The organism is Lacibacter sp. (assembly GCF_057361365.1).
Window position 1 is genome coordinate 90,428 of sequence record NZ_JBMQSG010000002.1, and the last position, 19,065, is coordinate 109,492.

Genomic DNA, 19,065 nt, shown 5'->3' on the forward strand with positions numbered 1-19,065 from the left:
ACTTTATAAAAAAGCTGGCGGAAGTTATAATTTTCAATGCAGTAATTGCGTACACTTACAACATGCTGCCGAATTTTTACTTTTTAAATTAGCAATTAGCTAACCTCATCACGCATCAATTAGCTTTGCCTTTATCTTTGCCGCATGGAACAATTTCTCAAAGACCTGTTTGCCCATCAATCATACGATGAAAAAAACTTTTTTCTTATTGCCGGGCCGTGCGTAGTAGAAAGTGAAGAACTGGTAATGGAAGTTGCTGATAAAGTTTCGGGCATTTGTAAAGAACTGGGTATTCCTTATGTATTCAAAGCATCGTACAGAAAAGCAAATCGTACAAGTGCATCATCATTTACTGGTTTGGGTGATGATACAGGTTTGAGTTTGATCGATAAAGTGAGAAAGAGTTACAACCTACCTGCCACATCTGATATTCATGCGCATGAAGAAGCTGCAATGGCGGCTCCCTATTTAGATATTTTACAGATACCGGCATTTCTTTGCAGGCAAACTGATTTGCTGGAAGCAGCTGCTGAAACACGAAAAATTGTGAACGTAAAAAAAGGTCAATTCCTCAGTGGGCCTTCAATGAAGTTTGCAGTTGAGAAAATTAAAAAAGCAGGTAATGATAAAGTGATGCTTACTGAACGTGGTAACACTTTTGGATATACTGATCTCGTTGTAGATTACAGAAACATCACATGGATGAAGGAATTAAATGTTCCGGTGATCATGGATTGTACACATTCATTGCAACAGCCAAATCAGACAACTGGTGTTACAGGTGGTAATCCGCAACTGATCGGCACAATTGCCAAAGCCGCCATTGCAACCGGTGTCGATGGTTTGTTTATCGAAACCCACCCCAACCCTGCTGTTGCAAAAAGTGATGGCGCAAATATGTTGCAACTCGACAAACTAAAACCGTTACTTGAAGATCTTGTACGGTTGAGAAAATCCGTGGTTTAGGCTTTTCTTTAACAGAAAGGTTTACGAACTTAACAGTACCAAAATTGCTGTTATGAAATAACTATAAAAAATGAGCATCCCATTTTTCTAAGAAGAGGATGCTCTTTTTTTATGCCTAATACTATCTCGTCAAACAATAAAAATTGACATATGAAAAAACTTTTACTTGCCGTCGCTGCCGGATTTATTTCCCTTTCATCTTTTGCACAAGTTGAATTTGGTTTTGGTTACAGCAATCAATCGCCGTTGGGAGATATGGCCGGCAATATCAATGCTGCACATGGTTTCAACTTACAAGTTGGTTATCGTTTACCATTTGCAGGTAAACAGTTTGTTGCATCGTTTGAAACGGGAACCGGTCGGTTTGGTAAAAAGAAAGTAACGCAAAGTTTTCAGAATGAAGATATGAGCACCGCTGCCGAATACCCGGTGAACTATATCAACTTTGCTAACTATAATCATCTGAATCTTCGCTACGAAATTTTAAAGAACAAAGCCATTACTCCTTATGTGCAGGCGATGGGTGGTTATCAATCCTTGGGCACAAGAGTTCGTATTAATGTGTATGATGAAAATGATCGTGATGATTGCAAGCCGCTTGAAAATGAAGTCACCTTCCGCAAAGGTTCAATGACATGGGGCTATGGTGCAGGATTATTAATGAAGCTTGGAACAAGATCACAATGCAATCCGTTAAACGGCACTTCTATTAACCTTTCCGTAAGTCGTATTCATGGTAACAGGGTTGATTATGTAAATGTGAAACAACTTGAACAACCTGCGCCTGCACAACCAAATGATGATAGTAAGCCACTCACTATGCAGTTCGTAAACATCAACACCAATCATATTCATAATCACACCGTGGCTCAGCTATACAACAGTCCGCTGCAACAATTACATGTAAAGCTTGGTTTGTTGTTCGATTTGAGATAAGTACCTGCATGATTATAAAAAAATTGAGGCTCTTATTACAGAGCCTCTTTTTTGTGGGGGCGTTGGATAAACATACGTTTTCTCTAGGATGCAACGACAACCTTGAGCAAAACAGGGATCTGTGATGCTGTGAAAATACCAATGTGAGGTAGCATGTGAATTACAATGACTGGGATGGGAGGCTCAGAGGATGCAGGAATTAAAAACGGAGCGATGTCGCTTCAAGAGGTTAAAAGAAGATTGTAATCAGTCTTTTAAAGTTAGGGAAATAAAAATATATAGAAAATAAATATTTCTATACCTGGCTGGGGAGCATATTAAATTCTTTTTTGAATGCAAGTGAGAAGTTACTGAGGTTGCTGTAACCTAATTGTGTTCCCACTTCTTTTACGTTGTATTGCCCGGTAAGTAACATGGATTTTGCTTTTTGCATTCTGTTCTTTTGAAAGTACTCGTAGATACCTGTACCATACACACGCTTAAAAGCAGATTTTAATTTTGATACACTCATGCCGCTTTTTTCTGCAAGTAATGCAATGGTGGGTGGGGGTTGTCCAAAGTCACGCACCAGCAGCGATTCAATTTCCATAAGCTTACCCATATCCGAAGCCTTGATCTTACGTGGCGGCTGTGTAGGTTCTTCCTGCATTTTGCGATAGATCTTCGAAAGAAAATGTTCAAGCAATAACATGATACGATTTTTCACAATCATACTTGCCAATGGATTTGCTTCGCCTGTTTGAAATACTTCATCAAAGAGTATCCTGTTTTGTGCATCAAATGGTTCGGGATGAACAAGTGTATTACGCATGGCATTGTAACGTGACAATACCTGCAGTTCGTTATAACGATTCAGATTATCGTTTATCCAACGGCCCGGCAATAAAATATTTATGCTTTTTGCTTTTGTATTTCCTTTTACGGTAAAGCTCATATCATTTGCACTTGAGCTTAAGGTTACTCCTGCCCTTCTTGCACCTTTATCAAAAATTTGTTTGCCGTTGTAAAGGAAATGAAGTGAATCACTCAACTCTGCATCATTGAAGTGAAGAATGCAAAAATATTCTTCACTTTTTTCACGTTTGAAAGTAATATCAACATGATAATGCAAATCGGAAAGCAGTGCCTGTAATCCGTTGGGGAGTTCTATTACTTTGAAATAGCCATCGGCAATATCCGGAGGCAAGTGCAATACATCATCTGTTAAATGCAAATGCAATTGTTCTGAAATACTCGCAAGTACTTCCCTGTAGTTCGTATGTTTTAAGTGCACAACTATCATGGCACCTGGTTTTACTTGTTATAAACTCACTCTTCAATAAATTTCGAAGGTTCTTCCTTCATATATTTCTTAAAAGCAATTACAAAATTGCTAACGTTGGCATACCCGATGGTTGCGGCCACCTGCTTAACCGAATATTTGCCCGTTGATAATAACTCGCCGGCTTTATGCATTCTTTTCTGCTGATAATATTCGTAAATAGGCATACCAAAAACCGATTTAAAGATCTTTTTCAATTTTGTAGAACTCATCGTTGCCTTACGGGAGAGTTCTTCAATAGATTTGGGCTTGATCGAAAAATTTTCAACTAATATTTTTTCAATTCTCAACACAGTATAAATATCATCGGGTTTAATGTTGCTTTGCACATCGGCCAATGAAACTCTTGAATGGATATGCGTAAAAAAACGTTCCATCAACAACTGTACCCTGTTCTCAACATACAAATGGGGAAACGGCATATCATGATCTTCTTCCATTATCTCATTCATCAGTTGATAATACACGGCATCAAGCGGCTCCATAGTAAAGCTCCTGCTCTTTAACCCAATATATGCAGGAAGTATATCATCAAACGCTTCAATACCCATTAACTTACCAAGCCAATCTTTTGGAATAAGAATGTTTACCCCTTTAAATAAAGTGCCTTTGGTTCCGTGATAATACCAATCGAACAAAGAACTTGTGAGGTAAGCAACAGCAATGGTTTCTTTTTTGCGTTCTACTACATCATTGTCAATACCAATGCGTATTTCCTTTTCTACCGTAAGTTCATCGAAACGTAGCGTGTAATATTCATCGGTATCGCTTTTGCGACTAAGCAACCAGTCTTTATTTATTTTACAGTTGATAATATTTACATCAAGACCATTTGAAAGTTGAAGTACACGATAATAACCACTTGCAATTTCTTCAGGAAAAAACAACCAGTTATCCTTCAGTTTCACCTGCAGGCGTGCTGCAAGATCACTGATCATATCTTTATAACTCGAATGTGTGTACTCAAAAGAAAACATATCCCTGATTGTCTTTTGAAGTTAAACAATCAAATACCAAAATGCAATGACGATTCTCACTAGTAGCGGAGAGGGTTCCGTTTTCTGGACCAGATATACTGACGAACGTTCATCCAGAAGGCAATAAAGAAATAAACAATTAAGGGAGAGCCCATGGTGAGGAAAGAGATATAAATAAAATACTTACGTATAGTACTCGTAGCAATACCCATTTTCTCTCCTAGCCAGGTGCAAACACCAAAAACATTCCATTCTATCATATGCCGTAAACGGTTCATAGTGCTGAGTTGTAATGTAAAAGTACTTTATTCAACAATTCTTTCTTACAGATGGTTTAAAAAGTTCTTGTAAATCGGTAAATTCGCAACCTCAATAAGCAAATTGCAAATTTGAGAGTTTGAATTCCGATCGCTACCGGAAGTGCGAATGGAGGCTTTTTCAAGCCTGGACATTTTTTCGCCGCTCACATAGCCCGTTTTCGAATTTTCAAAAGAGCTGATTTTCATCATTATCAAATCCTTCTTCATGGTATTCGATCTCAACCTCATTAAAAAGACGTACAGCGAAATGCCTGCCAAAGTGGATGCTGCCCGCAAAGCATTGGGCCGTCCTTTAACATTGGCAGAAAAAATATTATACTCCCATCTCTGGACCGGAGTTGCACCAGTAGACTTCGAAAGAGGAAAAGCTTATGTGGATTTTGCACCCGACCGTGTGGCTATGCAGGATGCAACAGCCCAAATGGCATTGCTGCAGTTTGATACAACTGGTCGTAAAAAAGTTGCTGTTCCATCAACTGTGCATTGCGATCACCTGATTGTTGCTAAAACAGAAGGTAAAGAAGATTTGGTAAAAGCTGTAACTGATAATGAAGAAGTGTACAATTTCCTTTCTTCAATCTCTAATAAATACGGCATTGGGTTCTGGAAACCCGGCGCTGGTATCATTCACCAGGTGGTGCTCGAAAACTACGCATTCCCCGGTGGTATGATGATCGGTACCGATAGCCATACCGTTAACGCTGGTGGTTTAGGTATGATTGCTATTGGTGTGGGTGGTGCCGATGCTTGTGATGTGATGGCTGGCCTCAGCTGGGAATTGCTGATGCCGAAATTAATTGGGGTGAAACTCACAGGTAAACTCAACGGCTGGACAGCTCCTAAAGATGTAATTCTTAAAGTGGCTGGTATCCTTACTGTAAAAGGTGGTACCAATGCCATTGTTGAATATTTTGGGGAAGGTGCAACCAGCATGAGCTGCACAGGTAAAGGAACCATTTGTAACATGGGTGCTGAAATTGGCGCAACTACTTCAACTTTTGGTTACGATGAAAGTATGGCTCGTTACCTTAAAGCAACTGGCCGAGCTGAAGTTGCAGATGCCGCTGACGCAATCAAAGAATATTTAACAGGCGATGCCGATGTATATGCTAATCCCGAAAAGTATTTCGATAAAGTAATTGAAATTAACCTGAGCGAACTGGAGCCACATTTAAACGGACCTTTCACCCCGGATTTAGCTACGCCAATTTCTCAAATGAAAGAAGCTGCTGCTAAAAATGGCTGGCCAACAAAAGTGGAAGTGGGTTTAATTGGAAGCTGTACCAACTCTTCTTACGAAGATATCAGTCGTGCAGTTAGTCTTGCAAAACAGGTTGCCGAAAAAGGCTTGAAAACAAAAGCTGAATTCACCATTACTCCCGGCAGTGAGCTGGTGCGCTACACCATTGAAAGAGATGGTTACCTGAGTACATTTGAAAAAATTGGTGCGACTGTATTTGCAAATGCCTGCGGACCTTGTATTGGTATGTGGGACAGGGTTGGGGCTGAAAAAGCAGAACGAAATACCATTGTTCATTCTTTCAACAGAAACTTTGCAAAACGTGCCGATGGTAATCCTAACACATTGGCCTTTGTTGCAAGTCCTGAATTGGTGACTGCCTTGGCAATTGCCGGTGATCTTACCTTCAACCCTATTACTGACACACTTACCAACGAAAATGGCGAACAGGTAAAACTCGATCCTCCAAGTGGTGACGAATTACCAATAAAAGGTTTTGCAGTTGAAGATGCAGGTTACCAGGCACCAGCAGAAGATGGAAGCGGTGTTATTATTGATGTGAAAGCAGATAGTAAGCGCTTGCAATTATTGTATCCATTCTCTGCCTGGGAAGGAACTGATATCAAAGGATTGAAACTCCTCATCAAAGCAAAAGGAAAATGTACAACTGATCATATCTCAATGGCTGGTCCGTGGTTAAAATTCCGGGGTCACTTAGATAATATCAGTAACAACCTGTTGATTGGTGCAACCAATTTCTTCAACGAAAAAACTGATAACGTAAAAAGTCAATTGACCGGTGAATACGGTACAGTGCCAAACACACAGCGTGCATACAAAGCAGCAGGTGTTGGAACTATTGTCGTGGGTGATGAAAACTATGGCGAAGGTTCATCAAGAGAACATGCGGCGATGGAGCCACGTCACCTTGGTGTTCGTGTTGTATTGGTAAAATCGTTTGCTCGTATTCACGAAACAAACCTGAAGAAACAAGGTATGTTGGCATTAACTTTTGCTAACAAAGAAGATTATGATAAAATTCTTGAAGACGATACAATTGATGTAGTTGGCTTAACTTCTTTTATACCAGGCCAATCTTTGCAATTAGTATTGAATCATATCGATGGTACTGTTGATACGATCACTGTTAACCACAGTTACAACGAACAACAAATCGAATGGTTTAAAGCTGGTGGTGCATTGAATGTGATCCGATCTGAATTTGCAAAAGCGTAAATAATAGGGACGCATTAGCAACCTGAATGTTTACTAACTTAATAAACCCTCGATCCCGCTGTAACAGGCGGGATTTTTTTGTTAACTTATATTATAATAGCCCGGTATGCAAGTCAATTTTAGTGAAGAAGATTTTATGCGTGAAGCGATTCGTCTTTCCATTGAAAATGTGGAAAGCGGAAAAGGTGGTCCGTTTGCTGCAGTAATTGTAAAAGACGGAAAAATAATCGCTACTGGTGTAAATGAAGTAACATCTACCAATGACCCTACGGCACATGCAGAAGTAGTTGCCATTCGAAATGCATGCAAATCACTCAACAGTTATCAACTAGATGGATGCGAAATTTATTGCAGTTGTGAACCATGTCCTATGTGCCTTGGAGCTATCTATTGGGCAAGGACCGCAAAAATTTATTTTGCTAATACAAAAGAAGATGCGGCTGCTATTGATTTTGATGATAAGTTTATTTACGATGAAATTGACCTTTCGCATTCTGGCAGAAAACTTATAACTCAACAATTACTTCGTGAAGAGGCATTGGTTGCATTTGAAAAATGGAAAGCCAGTTCTATTAAAAAAACTTACTGATCAGTTTAATAATGCCCTTTGTTCTGGTGGAAAGAAAGGATTGTCCCGTGCGAGTAACAAGATAGTACCCACTACAGCCAGTACAAACAACATTGCAATTTGTAAATACGATTGAACAACCGTTTCTCCAATAATTACTTTTGAATTGTTTTGCAACACTCCACCTTCCTTTGCCTGCAGGCTGCTTAACTGTCTCAAATTTGCCTGCGCTTCGATGAAATGTTGATTCAACTGGTTTTGCGATTCAGCTGTATTGGTGTTGAGATAATTTTCCTCCACGGTTTTATATGCTTTGAGACTTGCCAGCAACTCACTCCATTGTTCTTTCTCATCTTTAGTTAAATAGGTTTTTTCATACTCATTTACCAGCTTTGCTATAGCTTCATCATGTTTACCCAGCCGTGCATTTAGTTGCGGACTTGCAATTATTTCATCCATATGAAGTATCTTCTTCTGATAAAGATGATCACTTATTTTAAAAAGATAACCTGCTGTCACCAGCCGATCCTGGTAAAGCGATGAAATATTTTTGTCCAGTTGCCGATAGTCTTTCTCATACAACATTTGATTAAATCCTATAGCGATCAACGCCACAAACAAAACTATTGCTGCAACCCGCTTTTCTTTTATTGTTACAAACTGTTTCATAAAGAAAATTTTATTCTTCCGCAACTATCAATTTACGATTAATCTGCCGCACAACAAAATGACAGCAAATGGAAAACAGTGCAAATCAATTATGATTTATTCGCTTTACCACTTATCAAAGAGTGATAGTTAAACCTGATCCTTTCCTAACTTTAAAACATTAAACTACAACGCATGAGAAAGTTTTATTTTCTTTCACTTTTTTTTATTGGCTCATTACCTGTGTTGTCGCAACAAACACAAAAACCACCTTTACATGGAAAGCAATGGATGGCTATCACCGGCAAACCGTTGGCTGCAACAGCAGGTTCAATGATTTTTCAAAAAGGAGGCAATGCAGTTGATGCGGCGTGTGCAATGCTGGGAGCAACCTGTACTATGTGGGATGTGTTAAGCTGGGGTGGCGAAACACAGGCGCTTATCTACAATCCAAAAACAGGAAAAGTAATTGGCATTAATGCGTTAGGTGTTGCGCCAACTGGTGCCACTGCCGAATTTTATAAAAGTAAAGGATATAATTTCCCACCGGAGTATGGTCCACTGGCTGCAGTTACTCCCGGCACTGTGGGCGGGTTATGCTTGATGTTAGCAAACTATGGCACAATGAGTTTGAAAGAAGTATTGGCGCCATCCATGCAGTTAGCAGCAGGTTATCCAATCGACGCTCAAACAGCTAATAGCATGGAACGTGGTAAACAACGCATTAAAGAATGGCCATATAGTAAAAAAGTTTTTCTCCCACATCTGGGTGAAAAGCGTGAAGCTCCGGAAGCAGGTGAAATCTTTGTTCAAAAAGATTTATTAGAAACACTTACTAAAATGGTGGAAGCTGAACAGGATGCTTTGAAAAAAGGAAAGAGTCGCAAGGAAGCTATCATGGCGGCGTACGATCGTTTTTACAAAGGTGATATTGCAAAAGAATTTGTACGTGGTTGCCGTGAACAAGGCGGGCTCATAACAATGCAGGATCTTGCCAACTGGAAACCTGTTGAAGAAGAACCAATGCATGTTAACTACAAAGGCATTGAAGTTTATAAACTCAGTCAATGGACCCAAGGCCCAATGTTATTGCAAAGTCTCAACATCTTAGAAAATTTTGATCTGAAAACAATGGGTTATAACAGCACAAGATATATTCATACACTCTATCAAACGATGAATATGACATTTGCCGATCGTGATTTTTATTATGGTGATCCGGCCTTTGCTCCTGCAGAACCCATGCAGGGCTTGTTGAGTAAAGCATATGCAAAGCAACGAGCAAGGATGATTTCGATGGAACGTAACATGGCGAATGTTGGTCCCGGCGATCCTTATCCCTTTGAAGGAAAAACAAATCCATTTGTTGATGTGTTGAAAAAAAGAGGATATAGTTTAGATACTACTTCTGCGCCAAAAAGAGATTTTGCACCTGCTCATGATATACGTAACGAAGTTATTGCCGTTGCAGACGCTCAATACATGCAGCGGTTATGGGCCGGAACTACATCTGTTGAGGCAGCGGATGCAGAAGGTTGGGTTGTTTCTATTACTCCATCGGGTGGTTGGTTGCCGGCAACTATTGCAGGTAATACAGGCGTAGGCATGAGTCAGCGTGGACAAAGTTTTGTTTTAGATGCAACCTTAAATCCATTTAATGTTATTGAACCCGGCAAACGTCCGAGAGTGACACTCACTCCTACTCTTGCATTAAAAGACGGGAAACCATTTTTATCTTTTGCCGTGCAGGGTGGCGATACGCAGGACCAAAATCTCTTACAATTCTTTTTAAACGTTGTTGAATTCGGGATGACAGTTCAGGAAGCCTGCGAAGCTGCTAATATTAATACCAATCAATTGTGGTTATCATTGGGAGGCAGCAAAACAGAAGATCGTCAGCCGAGAGCAGGTAGTTTATTGTTGCATGAAAATACACCAGAGTGGGTTCGCAAAGAATTACGGCAAATGGGATACACACTTTCGTTCGATAACAGGACCAGTGGCCCTATTAACGCTATTTGGTTCGATTGGAAACATAAAACATTCTGGGGCGGCAGCAGTAATCATGGCGAGGATTATGGGATAGGTTGGTAAAAATTAAAATATGCATTCATACCTGGTTCCAATTATCAAATCATTTGAGCAACATGCTGACGCAACTAATGCCATAGGCATGAAAGCTTACATGTTGAACCAATTTGATTTTTATGGTTTAAAAGCACCGGTATGGCGGAAGCTTAGCAAAGATTATTTTCGAAAAGAGTTGCCGCCACCTGATGAGTTTGAAACTATTGTGAAGGATTGTTGGCAACATCCTAAAAGAGAAATGCAATACGTAGCAATTGAACTTCTTTATTGCGGTCGGCAACAATGGAGAAAAGAAACCATCAGCATTATTGAATATGTTCTCACACATAAAAGTTGGTGGGAAACCGTTGATCATGCTGCTACAGCACTAACCGGTCCTTATTTCAAATTATTTCCCGAACAACAATTAAAGATCACTACTAAATGGAATAAAAGCTGCAATATATGGCTGCAACGAAGCAGTATCATGTTTCAGAAAAACTACAGGGAAGAAACCGATACGGAGGTGTTAAGTAAACACATTCTTAACCTCAAACCGTCAAAAGAATTTTTTATTCAAAAAGCCATTGGTTGGGCATTGCGGGAATATTCAAAAACTGATGCGAAGTGGGTGCAGACGTTTGTAAAAAAACATTCCCTTTCACCATTAAGCGAAAGGGAAGCTTTAAAAAGAGTCAGGGAATAATATTGTTTATTGTTTGCTGAACTGCGTATAAAAACGTTTGCCCGATTTAGGATTGTACAACTCCATAAAATAAGAACCTACATTTAGAGACGTAATATCAACTGAAGGATTAGCCCCGGAAACATTTGTCACCTTTACTATCCGACCTTCTGTGCTGTACATACGAACCACATATTGGCTGTTGATTGTTTCAGGAAGATTAATTCTGAGTGTCTCTGAACTGGGATTCGGAAACACTTTTACACTAACACTTTGTTCACTGCTTAACCTTATTTTCTTGACGTCACTGTAAGTAATGATCTTGTCGTTATTAATTACTTTAATACGATAAGATGGCTCTACATCCCGTGCAGTGATCTTGTCCTTAAATTCATACTGCTCTTGTGCAATACCTTCTTTACTCATCACCAGGCCAATTGTTTTAAACTCACCATTTGGATCTTTGCGTTGCACTTCAAAATAATCAACCAGTTGATTGTTTTCCGATTGCCATTGAACCAACACATGACTTTCTTTATCTTGTAGAGTTGCATCAACTGCTTTTCCAGACAAGATACCATTTATGGGAGTAATGAAATTCGCATCATCTTGACCAATGGTAACTGGGCTTAAACCGTTGTTTTTACAGCCACTCCAATCGAACGGCTGATACGGCTGATTTGTATTTGCAACACGATGTACAATAATAGCAATGTCTTTGAAATCATCAGTTAAATTGGCGTTATGAGGATCATTGTTTGGTACACTCCATTTATCAAGTAATTGAGCAATAAATTCAGGATCTCCGAAGCCATAATCCGGATCTGTCAAATGATAATAAGATGGCTGTCTTGAAACAAGAGTAAAATAAATATCCAATAGAATGATTGCGGAACCGCTTGGAATAGGAATTGTGTTATCGCATATGGAAGTTGACCTGTTAATGTATTTACGGTTCATCGTTTTATTTTGCCCGGTCGACTGAACAAAAGCAGTCCTAGTTGCAGGAGCATCGTTATCATTGGGTGCGCCGCCAGTATCTGGACCGATGTCTGTAAGATAGGAACCGTCATTAAGTGTGGTCATATAGCTATTATATCCTGCATAGGTAACATGGATTGGATTATATTGAAATCCAAATCTCATTCCGGCAAATTGAATCTGCCCTGTACTGGAACCTGTAGGATTACTTAATGCGAGGCGTACTACAATTCTGTTATTAGCACTTTGCCAAAAACAGTTAGCATACAGTTGAGCGCCTTGAGAGTAAGATGTGTTTTGCAGGTATGTAATTACAACCAGCAACAAGAGTAACTTTCTAATCATGTAGAAGAGTTTAAATTGTTAACTGGTTTCCGTAGGTGTGGGGAGATTAAAGGAAGGCTTTTTTCAGGAAGATGGTTGATGCAAATGTAACGCAGCATCTGCAGGATTGCAATTAAAAAGCAGACTATTTTAAAAATTTGTTATAGTAAAAATACGATATGTGATGGCTTTCAATCCTTTACATCAAACCAAACCTTTTTTTCATCATTCCATTCTCCATTGTAATTAATGGTAATCTCCTCGCCTGCAGAAATTTTATGAACCGTTTTGATCATCATCTGACTGCTGTCGAAATCCATAAAATATTCGGCGTTGCTGGCGTAAGAATGATTGTAGATCGAAATCCATCCCAGAGCAAGCGCACATTCATCATGTTTCGGTCCCCATTCAAAAATATAATCATGCAGAAGTGTTTGGTCAAGTAGTTTACGTTCATCGGCACTCATCACAATAACAGGAGAAGATTCAATAATAGTTCCGGCTGCAATTGACTCATGAGTGAACACTGCACGGCCTTTGTCTTCAGTATCAGCAATAAATAAACAGGGTAAACGCATAATGACGTGCTCTTTCAACCAAAGAAACTAACTTTCTCCTGTAAAGTCAAAGCACTCATTTGGGCCACGAGTAATCTTTGATGAAATTTTTCATGCCGATGTGGTGTAATTTCGGCCTGAATAATTTCATGTGGTATAGCCAAAAGTAGAAATCATTCGAAAAACTCATCCTAAAACAGTTGAATTATGAGCCTGGAACTGGAACAGGAAGTATCATTAAAAGAACAGTTTGAAGCATTAATGATACGTGAAGACAAGCTGGAGATACAGGAATTTCTCAATAATCAAAACATCAGCGATGTAGCTGAGCTTGTGTATGAATTCCCCGACTATGAAAGCCAGATGCTGGCAAATATGAGCGTTCACCGTGCGGCAAGTGTGTTTAAAATCCTGGATCTACCTACCCAAAAACAGATCATCAAAGAACTTCCGCCATTCAAAACTGCTGAATTGCTAAACGAGCTGCCTGCCGATGACCGAACCTCATTTCTTGAAGAATTACCGGGCAGCGTAGTGAGGGAATTGATCAAACTATTAAATCCCGAAGAAAGAAAAATCACTTTATCGCTGTTAGGCTACCCTGAAAATAGTATTGGTCGTTTGATGACGCCGGATTATGTATACATCTATCCATATAACACCGTTGCTGAGGTTTTTGACACCATTCGCAAATACGGAAAGGATAGCGAAACAATCAATGTACTCTACATCATCAATGAAAAAGGAGAATTGGTTGATGACATCCGCATCAGGGATATTATTTTGGCTGCTCCTGATAAAAAAGTGGAAGAGCTGATCGACGGCCGCTTTATTGCCTTGAACGTATATGATGACCAGGAAACCGCAAACGAAGCATTTAAGATGAATAACCGTGTGGCGCTTCCCGTTGTAAGCAACACCAACAAACTCTTGGGTATTGTTACCATCGATGACGTATTGTGGGTAGCCAATGAAGAGTTTAGTGAAGACATGCAAAAAATGGGTGGTACCGAAGCATTGGACGAGCCGTATATTGAAACTCCCATCTTAAAACTTTTCAAAAAGCGTGTCGTTTGGTTGATTATTTTATTCTTTGGTGAACTTATCACCATTACCGCCATGCAGAGTTATGAAGATGAAATTGCGAAAGTGGTTATTCTTGCCACCTTCATTCCTTTGATCATTTCGAGTGGCGGCAATAGTGGTTCACAGGCATCCACGCTTATTATCCAGGCGATGGCTCTCGGAGAAATAAGTATTGCCGATTGGTGGCGAATTATGCGCCGGGAAATCGTATCGGGCCTCCTGTTGGGTTCCTCACTCTGCATCATTGCCCTTTCGGTGATTTATGTATGGAGTTCGTTTACCACCACTTTTGGTGATCATGCAATGCTTATTGGTTTAACGGTGGGCTGTTCACTCATCGGCATTGTCCTTTGGGGTACATTAATGGGTTCAATGCTTCCGTTGATCTTAAAGAGATTGGGCGCCGATCCTGCTGCATCTTCGACACCTTTTGTTGCCACGCTGGTTGATGTAACCGGTTTGCTCATTTATTTTTCAATGGCCTATCTTTTTTTAAGCGGCGTATTATTATAACCATCGTTTAAAATAATAGCACTCCGTTCATCCAAAACAAACCCTGCGCCGGTCAATTTGCTTATTTTTGACCGATGGAAGTAAACCATGTATTAATCGATAAATTAAGCTTACTGGCAAGACTGGACATAAAGCCGGAAGAAAAAGAAAAGCTCCGGGATGATATGCAACAAATGATCGGCTTTATTGAAAAACTGCAGGAACTTGACACAACCGGAATTGAACCGTTGATCCATCTTACTGAAGAAATCAATATGCTGCGTGAAGATGAAGTGAAAGGATCGGTTGAACGGGAAACAGGACTTAAAAATGCTACACTCCGCAATGAACATTTTTTTAAGGTGCCGAAAGTGATCAAAAAATAATTCTATATTCAACCCATGCAATCAGTTATTCATCTCGAGCAACTTCGCAAAAGTTATTATCTCGGCAAACAGGAACTCCCGGTATTAAAAGGTATTGATCTGGATATTCATAAAAATGAATTTGTGGCCTTGATGGGTCCTTCAGGCTCTGGCAAAAGTACCTTGATGAATATCCTGGGTTGTTTAGATACTTTGACCGATGGCCGATATGTATTGAACGGAAAAGATGTGAGCAAGATGAATGACAACGAACTGGCTGATATCCGCAACCAGGAAATCGGTTTCGTATTTCAACAGTTCAACTTATTGCCTCGTTTAACAGCGTTGGAAAACGTAGCGCTGCCACTTATTTACGCTGGCGTAACAAAAAAAGAACGTACGGAACGTGCGTTGGAAATGCTGGAGAAAGTAAACCTTGCCGACCGGCATCATCACAAACCAAATGAATTAAGTGGTGGACAAATTCAACGTGTGGCCATTGCCCGTGCATTGGTGAACAGGCCATCGATTATACTGGCCGATGAACCGACAGGTAATCTCGATTCAAAAACGTCAGTAGAGATCATGAACCTCATAACTGACATTCACAAATTAGGAAACACAGTTGTGTTGGTAACGCATGAAGAAGATATTGCAGGGTATGCAAAGCGTGTGGTGCGTTTACGTGATGGCCTAATTGAAAGTGATAAGAAAAGAGAAGAGATAGCAGCGCAGCATTAATTAATTAAATGAAACGATAAATAATGTGGAGAGTTTTTAAACTCTCCATTTTTTATTTACAACCTTTGCGCTCTACTTTTGTTTATACATAATTATTGACGATGGCACATAAGATCTATACTAAAACAGGCGATTTAGGAAAAACGAGTTTGATTGGCGGAACAAAAGTTCCAAAAAGTCATATTCGTATTGAAACATACGGAACTGTTGATGAATTAAATTCTTACGTTGGCTTAGTGAGTGATCATGTGGCAGATGTACATGCAAAAACAGTCTTAAAAGAAACACAGGATCGATTATTTACTATTGGTTCGTCGTTAGCGTGTGATCCGGACAAAGAACCGAAGATGAAAATTCCCGATTTGAAAGAAAGTGATGTGGAGCTGCTGGAAAAAGAAATGGACAAGATGAATGAATCTATTCCACCCATGAAGTTTTTCGTGTTACCAGGTGGACATGTTTCAGTAAGCACCATGCATGTTGCACGTTGTGTTTGCCGCCGTTGCGAACGTTTATGTGTGCATATGCAACAGGAAGAAATGTTTGTAGAACCACTCGTGATAAAATACATCAACCGCTTAAGTGATTACTTATTTGTGCTTGCTCGATACACCGGTCATCAGTTGGGCGTGGAAGAAATTCCCTGGAAGCCGAGAGTGTAAATGAAAAGTGGGAAATGCAAAGTAGAAAGTGAAAAGTGTTTGTTACTTCTTAATTCGAACTGCCATTCACAATTCTCCCATCTTTCATATGCACCGTACGATCACATTGAGCAGCCAGCTCTTCGTTATGCGTAACGATCAAAAATGTTTGATTGAATTTTTTTCTCAGATCAAAAAACAATTGATGTAATTCACGTGCATGAGTGCTATCTAAATTACCGGTTGGCTCATCTGCCATAATTATATCTGGGTTATTGATCAGCGCCCTTGCAACTGCTACACGTTGCTGTTCTCCCCCGCTCAATTCTGAAGGTTTGTTGTGCATACGATCCGACAAACCAAGCATCTTCAATAATTCAATGGCCCTTGCTTCTACTTCTTTTTTCTTTTTCGCACCCAGCCATCCCGGAATACACACATTTTCCAACGCAGTAAATTCGGGTAATAAATGATGAAACTGGAACACAAAACCAATATGCTTATTACGAAAAGCCGCCAGCCCGTCGCCTTTTAATTGTCCCACTTCCACATTATTCAGCCACACCTGCCCTCCATCGGCTTCATCCAAAGTGCCGAGGATGTGCAGCAATGTGCTTTTTCCCGCCCCGCTGCTCCCAACCAGGCTCACAATTTCACCTTTGCTGATCTGCAAATCCACGCCTTTCAACACTTCCAGGCTGCCGTATCGTTTGGTAATCTGTTTACAAGTAAGCATTTTTTCTTTCTCCGTTTTACAAACCTAAGGTATTGAACCGTTGCGCCAAACTGCGGTTAAAAATTCCTGGGCCGGGTTTATACACACACTTAACAAAGCATATTTGGTTATTTCAGCAGGAAAGTTACTTTTGCGGAAAATTAAAGGGTTACCTTATGTTCTGGACACTTGAATTGGCATCGTACCTCGAAGACGCTCCCTGGCCTGCTACCAAGGATGAACTGATTGATTATTCGATCCGCAGTGGGGCTCCCATTGAAGTAGTAGAGAACCTGCAGGAGTTAGACGACGAGGGCGAAATTTACGAAAGCATTGACGACATCTGGCCTGATTATCCAAGCCAGGAAGACTTCTTCTTTAATGAAGATGAATATTAATTAAGCTGCTGTTTGCAAGCTGTTAGCTAAAGGCTAAAAACATTTGAACCCTGCTTTGAAGCAGGGTTTGTTTTTTATTCTGAGCGAAGTCGAGATACAAATTATAAAAGTCTCAACACGTCAACTCGATCCTGTTCTTTTCCGGATCAAGAATTACAGATTCATAGTAGCCATCCCCAGTTGTTCTCGGCCCATCGATCACTTCAAATCCATCTGCACGAAGCCTTTCCGTCATATCATTAACTTTCTCCTTACTGCCAAGTGAAACTGCGAAATGGATCAACCCGGTAAACTGATTGTAACTATCGTCTTTCGTATCAGGCACCGTTGGCATTTGCATCAACTCCAAACGTGGACCACCATCAAACGAAAGAAAATAAGATTCAAATTGTTTGGTTGGGTTTATGTATTTGTTATTGCATGTTGCGTTAAAATATTTGCAATAAAAATCTCTCATCAACTCAAGATCTTTCACCCATACAGCAAGATGTTCGATATGCATAATTGTTGTTTTAAAAATAAAGGTTGACAAAACTTGCCAACCTTTATGTCAGTTTATATCTCTTACAAGTTTATTTTTCCATCTGTTCAATCACTTCAGCTGTTACACCTGTAAAGCTGAAACCACCGTCATGGAAAAGATTTTGCATGGTTACGTAGCGTGTAAGATCACTGAACATTACAGCAATATAATTTGCGCAATCTTCTGCAGTAGCATTGCCAAGCGGACTCATTTTTTCTGCATAGTTAATAAAACCATCGAAACCTTTCACACCACTTCCAGCAGTTGTTTTGGTTGGCGATTGTGAAATGGTATTGACACGAACTTTATTCTTAACTGCGTAGTGATAGCCAAAGCTGCGTGTTACACTTTCAAGCAAGGATTTGGCATCGGCCATTTCATTATAATCAGGGAATACACGTTGTGCAGCAATATATGTGAGTGCAACAACACTACCCCATTCATTAATTGCTTCCATATCCCATGCGGTGCGTAATACACGGTGAAGACTCATAGCAGAAATATCAAGTGTTTTTGCATTCCACTCGTAATTAAGTTCAGTATAATGTTTGCCTTTACGAACGTTCAGGCTCATACCAATTGAATGCAATACAAAATCAACCTTACCACCAAAATGCTCCATTGATTTTTCAAAGAGATTCTTCAAGTCATCCATATTAGTAACGTCAGCTCCAACTACTGGTGCATTACCACAAGCTTCAGCCAGTTTATTGATCTCGCCCATCCTCAAAGCAACGGGTGCATTGGTCAACACAATCTGTGCGCCTTCTTCATAACATTTCAACGCCGTTTTCCACGCAATTGATTTTTCGTCGAGTGCACCGAAGATGATGCCCTTTTTCCCTTTCAGTAATTGATGACTCATAATTATTGATTTGGCTTCAAAAGTAAGGAAGATGAGTCAATTGTTTGAAGTGCTGATTTTCTGATGATTTCCTTCATTAATTTTATCGGAATTATGGAAATACAACAAACCGACGACGGAAAGAAAGGCGCTTTTTATATTGAACAGGATGGTGAACGTTTTGCTGAGATGACCTATGTATGGGCAAGCGATACGAAATTCATTATTGATCATACCGAAGTGAGCGATAAGCTTGCGGGCAAAGGTGCAGGCAAACAATTAGTAGCAAAAGCGGTGGAGTTTGCAAGAGAGAAAGGACTTAAGATTATGCCTCTTTGTCCTTTTGCTAATAAAGTATTTAAAAAAACGCCCGAGTATGCTGATGTGCTCTGAACATTCAAAGAAGAAGCCGCTTCAAATTGAAGCGGCTTCTT

At 39.9% G+C, this 19,065-nt stretch carries 21 protein-coding genes; 12 read left to right on the forward strand and 9 right to left on the reverse strand.

Annotation, left to right across the window (positions count from 1 at the left end; genetic code table 11):
• Positions 1–144: 144 nt before the first annotated feature.
• Complete coding sequence (kdsA, locus tag ACO1QW_RS00815; protein WP_486254801.1) at positions 145–966, forward strand: 3-deoxy-8-phosphooctulonate synthase; 822 nt, start codon at positions 145–147, stop codon at positions 964–966.
• Positions 967–1,116: 150 nt separating this feature from the next.
• The gene (locus ACO1QW_RS00820; protein ID WP_486254803.1) at positions 1,117–1,902 is read left to right on the forward strand and encodes a hypothetical protein; all 786 of its coding nucleotides are present in this window, start codon (positions 1,117–1,119) and stop codon (positions 1,900–1,902) included.
• A gap of 295 nt (positions 1,903–2,197) precedes the next feature.
• Here ACO1QW_RS00820 and ACO1QW_RS00825 read toward each other — a convergent pair whose 3' ends face one another.
• The 3 genes from ACO1QW_RS00825 to ACO1QW_RS00835 are packed head-to-tail and all read right to left on the reverse strand — an operon-like array spanning position 2,198 to position 4,478.
• The gene (locus ACO1QW_RS00825) at positions 2,198–3,184 is read right to left on the reverse strand and encodes a helix-turn-helix transcriptional regulator (RefSeq protein WP_486254804.1); all 987 of its coding nucleotides are present in this window, start codon (positions 3,182–3,184) and stop codon (positions 2,198–2,200) included.
• Between the two features lie 26 nt (positions 3,185–3,210).
• Positions 3,211–4,200 carry a helix-turn-helix domain-containing protein gene (locus tag ACO1QW_RS00830; RefSeq protein WP_486254806.1) on the reverse strand — a complete coding sequence of 330 codons (990 nt, stop codon included), beginning with the start codon at positions 4,198–4,200 and terminating at the stop codon, positions 3,211–3,213.
• Between the two features lie 59 nt (positions 4,201–4,259).
• Positions 4,260–4,478 (reverse strand): PspC family transcriptional regulator, encoded by a 219-nt coding sequence (locus ACO1QW_RS00835; RefSeq protein ID WP_486254807.1) that lies wholly within the window; start codon positions 4,476–4,478, stop codon positions 4,260–4,262.
• 247 nt (positions 4,479–4,725) lie between these two features.
• Here ACO1QW_RS00835 and ACO1QW_RS00840 point away from each other — a divergent pair, with 247 nt between their 5' ends.
• Positions 4,726–6,996: an aconitate hydratase gene (locus ACO1QW_RS00840; protein WP_486254808.1), complete on the forward strand. Its 2,271-nt coding sequence runs from the start codon at positions 4,726–4,728 to the stop codon at positions 6,994–6,996.
• Between the two features lie 106 nt (positions 6,997–7,102).
• The gene (locus ACO1QW_RS00845; RefSeq protein WP_486254810.1) at positions 7,103–7,585 is read left to right on the forward strand and encodes a nucleoside deaminase; all 483 of its coding nucleotides are present in this window, start codon (positions 7,103–7,105) and stop codon (positions 7,583–7,585) included.
• On the opposite strand, the gene ACO1QW_RS00850 is transcribed toward ACO1QW_RS00845, so the two are convergent.
• Positions 7,586–8,233 (reverse strand): MCP four helix bundle domain-containing protein, encoded by a 648-nt coding sequence (locus ACO1QW_RS00850; RefSeq protein WP_486254812.1) that lies wholly within the window; start codon positions 8,231–8,233, stop codon positions 7,586–7,588.
• Positions 8,234–8,407: 174 nt separating this feature from the next.
• Between ACO1QW_RS00850 and ACO1QW_RS00855 the strand changes: the two genes are divergently transcribed.
• Together ACO1QW_RS00855 and ACO1QW_RS00860 are read left to right on the forward strand one after the other, a co-directional pair.
• Entirely contained in the window at positions 8,408–10,306 is a 1,899-nt protein-coding gene (locus ACO1QW_RS00855; RefSeq protein ID WP_486254813.1) for a gamma-glutamyltransferase family protein, read from the forward strand.
• Between the two features lie 10 nt (positions 10,307–10,316).
• Positions 10,317–10,985 carry a DNA alkylation repair protein gene (locus ACO1QW_RS00860; protein WP_486254815.1) on the forward strand — a complete coding sequence of 223 codons (669 nt, stop codon included), beginning with the start codon at positions 10,317–10,319 and terminating at the stop codon, positions 10,983–10,985.
• A gap of 6 nt (positions 10,986–10,991) precedes the next feature.
• Here ACO1QW_RS00860 and ACO1QW_RS00865 read toward each other — a convergent pair whose 3' ends face one another.
• Both ACO1QW_RS00865 and ACO1QW_RS00870 read right to left on the reverse strand, forming a co-directional pair.
• Positions 10,992–12,290, reverse strand: a complete 1,299-nt coding sequence (locus ACO1QW_RS00865; RefSeq protein ID WP_486254817.1) for a T9SS type A sorting domain-containing protein — start codon at positions 12,288–12,290, stop codon at positions 10,992–10,994.
• Between the two features lie 170 nt (positions 12,291–12,460).
• Complete coding sequence (locus tag ACO1QW_RS00870) at positions 12,461–12,847, reverse strand: SET domain-containing protein (RefSeq protein WP_486254819.1); 387 nt, start codon at positions 12,845–12,847, stop codon at positions 12,461–12,463.
• A gap of 186 nt (positions 12,848–13,033) precedes the next feature.
• Here ACO1QW_RS00870 and mgtE point away from each other — a divergent pair, with 186 nt between their 5' ends.
• The 4 genes from mgtE to ACO1QW_RS00890 all read left to right on the forward strand — a co-directional run bounded on the left by mgtE (position 13,034) and on the right by ACO1QW_RS00890 (position 16,172).
• Entirely contained in the window at positions 13,034–14,425 is a 1,392-nt protein-coding gene (mgtE, locus tag ACO1QW_RS00875) for a magnesium transporter (RefSeq protein ID WP_486254821.1), read from the forward strand.
• A 74-nt stretch (positions 14,426–14,499) separates the two neighbouring features.
• Positions 14,500–14,790, forward strand: coding sequence for an Asp-tRNA(Asn)/Glu-tRNA(Gln) amidotransferase subunit GatC (gene gatC / locus ACO1QW_RS00880; RefSeq protein ID WP_486254822.1), 291 nt, complete (start codon positions 14,500–14,502; stop codon positions 14,788–14,790).
• A 15-nt stretch (positions 14,791–14,805) separates the two neighbouring features.
• Positions 14,806–15,510 carry an ABC transporter ATP-binding protein gene (locus tag ACO1QW_RS00885; protein WP_486254825.1) on the forward strand — a complete coding sequence of 235 codons (705 nt, stop codon included), beginning with the start codon at positions 14,806–14,808 and terminating at the stop codon, positions 15,508–15,510.
• Positions 15,511–15,611: 101 nt separating this feature from the next.
• Positions 15,612–16,172, forward strand: coding sequence for a cob(I)yrinic acid a,c-diamide adenosyltransferase (locus ACO1QW_RS00890; RefSeq protein ID WP_486254826.1), 561 nt, complete (start codon positions 15,612–15,614; stop codon positions 16,170–16,172).
• Positions 16,173–16,221: 49 nt separating this feature from the next.
• Here the strand turns inward: ACO1QW_RS00890 and ACO1QW_RS00895 are convergent, their stop codons facing one another.
• The gene (locus ACO1QW_RS00895) at positions 16,222–16,887 is read right to left on the reverse strand and encodes an ABC transporter ATP-binding protein (RefSeq protein ID WP_486254828.1); all 666 of its coding nucleotides are present in this window, start codon (positions 16,885–16,887) and stop codon (positions 16,222–16,224) included.
• A gap of 155 nt (positions 16,888–17,042) precedes the next feature.
• Here ACO1QW_RS00895 and ACO1QW_RS00900 point away from each other — a divergent pair, with 155 nt between their 5' ends.
• Positions 17,043–17,264: a DUF2795 domain-containing protein gene (locus ACO1QW_RS00900; RefSeq protein WP_129130154.1), complete on the forward strand. Its 222-nt coding sequence runs from the start codon at positions 17,043–17,045 to the stop codon at positions 17,262–17,264.
• 112 nt (positions 17,265–17,376) lie between these two features.
• Here ACO1QW_RS00900 and ACO1QW_RS00905 read toward each other — a convergent pair whose 3' ends face one another.
• Together ACO1QW_RS00905 and ACO1QW_RS00910 are read right to left on the reverse strand one after the other, a co-directional pair.
• Positions 17,377–17,766 carry a VOC family protein gene (locus ACO1QW_RS00905; protein ID WP_486254830.1) on the reverse strand — a complete coding sequence of 130 codons (390 nt, stop codon included), beginning with the start codon at positions 17,764–17,766 and terminating at the stop codon, positions 17,377–17,379.
• A gap of 70 nt (positions 17,767–17,836) precedes the next feature.
• Positions 17,837–18,652 (reverse strand): enoyl-ACP reductase FabI, encoded by an 816-nt coding sequence (locus tag ACO1QW_RS00910; protein WP_486254832.1) that lies wholly within the window; start codon positions 18,650–18,652, stop codon positions 17,837–17,839.
• A 93-nt stretch (positions 18,653–18,745) separates the two neighbouring features.
• On the opposite strand from ACO1QW_RS00910, the gene ACO1QW_RS00915 reads away from it, so the two are divergent.
• Complete coding sequence (locus tag ACO1QW_RS00915) at positions 18,746–19,024, forward strand: GNAT family N-acetyltransferase (RefSeq protein ID WP_486254833.1); 279 nt, start codon at positions 18,746–18,748, stop codon at positions 19,022–19,024.
• Positions 19,025–19,065 lie beyond the last annotated feature (41 nt).